Origin of the sequence: Pseudonocardia pini, from assembly GCF_013870575.1 — a bacterium.
Lineage (GTDB): Bacteria > Actinomycetota > Actinomycetes > Mycobacteriales > Pseudonocardiaceae > Pseudonocardia > Pseudonocardia pini.
In genome coordinates, this window is record NZ_JACBXB010000447.1 from 1 (window position 1) to 4514 (window position 4514).

The following is a 4514-nucleotide window of genomic DNA, read 5'->3' on the forward strand; positions in this document are numbered from 1 at the left end:
AGAGCACCCGTGATCCTGCCTCGGGTGCCGGGTCGGGCGGATCGGCGGTGGGGTCCGGGGGTGCCGGGCCGTCCGTCGCGGTGGGCGCACCGTCATTCGACGTAGCCGCGGGCGATCTACGTCATGTGTCCCGGGCGGGCCGCGACGGGCGCTGAGCCAGGGTCCGGTCATCCGCGCGATCCCTGGTGAGGGCGTTGTTTCCTACCGTCGTGGTAGGTCCGGAGCCCGGCCCGGCGGCGCCGCCCCAGGTGCCTCGCAGGCGGCGCACCCGACACCACGGCCACCCGAGGAAAGGTTCGCACACGATCATGACTTCCGAGAGTCTTGCGGCGGCCATCGCCCGCGTCGGGAACCCGGTCGAGCTGCTGCGCAACACCGCGGCTCGCGCCCACACGTTCCCCGTCGCCCCGGAGTTCAGCAACTGGCGCTCCGAGCAGCGCGCCTGGGCGGAGACGTGTGCCCTGCTCGACCAGTCGCACCACATGACCGACCTGTTCCTGGAGGGCCCGGACGCGCTGCGGCTGCTCAGCGACCTGGCCGTGAACACCTTCGACAACTTCGGCGTGAACAAGGCGAAGCAGTACGTCGCGGTGAACCCGAGCGGACAGCTGATCGGCGACGCGATCCTGTTCCACCTCGAGGACGAGCTGTTCGACCTGGTCGGCCACCCGATGGTCATCGACTGGGTGCTGTTCCACCTCGAGCGCGGCGACTACACGGTCACCGCCGAGCGCGACGAGAACTCGGCGGTCCGCACGGACGGTCCGCCGAAGTTCTACCGCTACGAGCTGCAGGGCCCGACCGCCGCGGCGGTGCTGGAGCAGGCCACCGGCGCCGAGCTCCCCGAGACGAAGTTCTTCAACATGGCGGACTTCCGCATCGCCGGGCACTCCGTGCGCGGGCTGCGACACGGCATGGCGGGCCAGCCGGGGTTCGAGCTGTTCGGTCCGTGGGCGGAGGGCGAGGCGGTCCTGGCCGCGCTGATCGAGGCGGGCAAGGACCACGGCCTGGTCCGGGCGGGTGCCAAGGCCTACTCGACCGCGAACCTCGAGTCGGGCTGGGTCCCGGCACCGATCCCCGCGATCTTCGGTGACGACCCGCTGCTCAAGGAGTACCGCGAGTGGCTGCCCGCCACCGCGATCGGCGCCATCGGCGGCAGCGTGAACTCCGACGACATCGCGGACTACTACCTGACCCCGTACGACATCGGCTACGACCGCAACGTCAAGTTCGACCACGAGTTCGTCGGGCGCGCGGCCCTCGAGGAGCTCGCGAAGAACCCGCCGCGCACCAAGGTCACCCTCGTCTGGGACAACGACGACGTCACCGCGGCGATCGGGTCGCTGCTCGGGAAGGGTCCGGGCGCCAAGTACCTCGACCTGCCGAAGATCCGCTACGCGCTGCACCAGGAGGACAAGGTCCTGCTGGGCGGCGAGCAGATCGGCATCTCGCTCGACTGCGGCTACATCGCCAACGAGCGCGCCATGGTCTCCCTGGCGACCATCGCCAAGGAGCACGCCGAGCCCGGCACCGAGGTGACCGTCGTCTGGGGCGAGGAGCCCAACTCGGCGAAGCCGCAGGTGGAGGAGCACCGGACCTGGCCGATCCGCGCGACCGTCGCGCCGGTGCCGTTCGTCCAGTTCGCCCGCACCAACTACCGGAGCAAGTGATGACGTCGGTACAGAACCGGCAGACCCCCGCCCCGCGGACGGGCAAGCAGGCACTCGCCGAGGCGCTGCGCAACGCGACCTACGAGATCCTGCCGTTCAAGAGCGCCGAGGAGAAGGTCCTCGCGCACGTCCCGACCGACGTCGCCCTCACCGTCACCACCACGGAGGCGAAGGGTCTCGGGCCCACGATCGACCTCGCCGTCAAGCTCGGTGAGCAGGGCTACCGGGCGGCGCCGCACCTCGCGGCCCGCCAGGTGAAGGACCGGGCCCACCTGACCGACATCGTCGCCCGGCTCCGCGAGGCGGGCACCGACAGCGTCTTCGTGATCGGCGGCGACGCGGTGGAGGCCGGGGAGTACCCCGACGCGCTGAGCCTGCTGGTGGCGCTCGAGGAGATCGGGCACCCCTTCACCACCGTCGGGATCGGCGGCTACCCCGAGGGCCACGGCAAGATCAGCGACGAGCTGATCGAGCAGGCGCTCAAGGCCAAGGCCCCGCACGCGACCCAGGTCATCACCCAGCTCTGCTTCGACGGGGACACCACGATCCGCTGGGCGCGCAAGGTCGCGGCCGACGGTGTCGACCTGCCCATCCGGGTCGGCATCCCCGGCGCCATCAGCAGGCAGAAGCTGATCCGGGTCTCGGCGGGCCTGGGGCTCGGCCAGTCCGCGAAGTTCCTCAGCAAGCAGCAGAACATGCTGTGGCGCTTCTTCCTGCCCGGCGGCTACAGCCCGAACAAGCTGATCGAGCGGCTCACCCCCGCCTTCGCGCAGTCCGACAACACCTTGACGGGCTTCCACGTCTTCACCTTCAACGACCTGGAGAGCACGGAGGCCTGGCGGCAGCGCAGGCTCGCCAAGCTGTCCTGACCCACCCCGCTCCCGATCCACCTGCGCCGGGTTCTCGGCGCGCCGAACGCCCCCACGGGCCGGCCGGAGCTGTCGCCGCAGCTCGTACGCACGACCGGTCCGTGGGGGATCCACCCGAGGAGTCCTTCGACGATGAGTGCCCAGGTGATCGACGGGCGTGCCTGCGCCCGTGCCCTCAAGCAGAGCCTGGAGGCGGACGTGGCCGGCCTCCGCGGCGAGGGACTCGGTATCGGGCTGGCCACCGTCGTGGTCGGGGACGAGTACAGCTCCGGCGCCTACGAGCGGCGGCTGCGTAGGCTTGCCGACGAGCTCGGGGTCCCCTACTTCCCGCAGGCGCTGCCCCCCGACGCAGCCCAGGACGAGCTCCTCGCCCGCATCGGCGAGCTGAACGTCGACCCGTCCGTGTCCGGGATCCTGGTCCTGCGCCCGCTGCCCGCACACATCGACGAGGCCGCCGTCTTCCGGGCGATCGACCCCCGCAAGGACATCGAGGCGGTGCACCCGGAGAACGCCGGGCTGCTGGCCCTCGGGGTCCCGCGCTTCGTCCCGTCGACCGCCGCCTCCTGCTTCCACCTGCTCGACACCTGGCTCGACTCGGTCGGCGAGGACCGCGCGGACTTCTACCACCGTTCGCTGATCGTGGTCGTCGGCCGCTCCAACAACGTCGGCAAGCCCGCGATCTCCCTGGGCTACGAGCGGCAGGCCACGGTCCAGTCGGTCGACGAGTGGGCCGACCGCACCACCGGCATCGGCCGCCACACCCGCTGGGCCGACGTGCTGATCGTCGCCGCGGGCAAGGCGGGCCTGATCAAGGCCGAGCACGTCAGCGAGAACGCCGTGGTCATCGACGTCGGCATCAACGCCGCGACCGGCGCCGACGGCACGGTCCACATGGTCGGCGACGTCGACTACGACTCCGTCGCACCGCGCGTTCGCGCGATCACCCCGGTCCCCGGCGGAGTGGGCCCGGTGACCGACGTCTGGTTGCTCCGCAACACCGTCACCGCGGCCCGGCTGCTCGCCGGGCTCTCGATCGACGAGGCGCGGCCCGCCCTGCCTCGCACCCTCCTGGAGGCGTCATGACCCCGCCACTGGGCGCTCAGCACGGCGCCCTGCTCCTGTCCTGCCCCGACGCACCCGGCATCGTGCACGCGGTCACCGAGCTCCTCGTGCAGGAGCGGTGCACCATCGTGCAGAGCCAGCAGTTCGGCAGCGCGACGAGCGGCACGTTCTTCATGCGGGTCGAGTTCGCCCACGTCGACGGGACACCGCTCGACCTCGCGGGCCTCGGGCGACGCGTCGAGGAGCTGGCCGAGACCTTCCGGATGACCTGGCAGCTCGCCGACGCCGCGCGGCGCCAACGGGTGGTCATCATGGTCAGCAAGTTCGCGCACTGCCTCAACGACCTGCTGTTCCGGAACTCGATCGGCGAGCTGAACCTCGACGTCGTCGCCGTGGTGTCCAACCACCCCGACCTCGGACGCATCGCGGACAGCTTCGGCGTCCCCTTCAGACACATCCCCGTCACCAAGGACACCAAGGCCGAGGCCGAGGCCGCGCTCCTGCAGCTGGTCCGGGACAACGACGTCGAGCTCGTGGTGCTCGCCCGCTACATGCAGATCCTCTCCGACGACCTGTGCAAGCAGCTCGAGGGCAAGGCCATCAACATCCACCACTCGATGCTGCCGAGCTTCAAGGGCGCCAAGCCCTACCACCAGGCCCACGCCCGCGGCGTGAAGTTCATCGGCGCGACCGCGCACTACGTGACCGCGGACCTCGACGAGGGGCCGATCATCGAGCAGGAGCTGATCCGGGTCGACCACTCGCTGAGCCCCGACCAGCTCGCCGCCCGCGGCCGCGAGGCGGAGAGCCGGGCGCTCGCTCGGGCCGTCCGGTGGCACACCGAGAACCGCATCGCCGTCCTCGGCACCAGGACGGTCGTGTTCCCGTGAGCGACAGGGACCTCGCCGACACC

General features: G+C 70.8%; 4 protein-coding genes. All 4 read left to right on the forward strand.

From position 1 onward, the window contains the following. Positions 1–308: 308 nt before the first annotated feature. The 4 genes from H5J29_RS21885 (at position 309) to purU (ending at position 4491) form a co-directional block, all read left to right on the forward strand. Positions 309–1670: an aminomethyl transferase family protein gene (locus tag H5J29_RS21885; protein ID WP_181782918.1), complete on the forward strand. Its 1362-nt coding sequence runs from the start codon at positions 309–311 to the stop codon at positions 1668–1670. Continuing rightward, positions 1670–2539: a methylenetetrahydrofolate reductase gene (locus tag H5J29_RS21890; protein WP_181782919.1), complete on the forward strand. Its 870-nt coding sequence runs from the start codon at positions 1670–1672 to the stop codon at positions 2537–2539. The genes H5J29_RS21885 and H5J29_RS21890 overlap by 1 nt, the downstream gene beginning before the upstream one ends. A gap of 132 nt (positions 2540–2671) precedes the next feature. After that, entirely contained in the window at positions 2672–3622 is a 951-nt protein-coding gene (locus H5J29_RS21895) for a bifunctional 5,10-methylenetetrahydrofolate dehydrogenase/5,10-methenyltetrahydrofolate cyclohydrolase (RefSeq protein ID WP_181782920.1), read from the forward strand. Continuing rightward, the gene (gene purU / locus H5J29_RS21900) at positions 3619–4491 is read left to right on the forward strand and encodes a formyltetrahydrofolate deformylase (RefSeq protein ID WP_181782921.1); all 873 of its coding nucleotides are present in this window, start codon (positions 3619–3621) and stop codon (positions 4489–4491) included. The genes H5J29_RS21895 and purU overlap by 4 nt, the downstream gene beginning before the upstream one ends. The last annotated feature ends 23 nt before the right edge of the window (positions 4492–4514 follow it).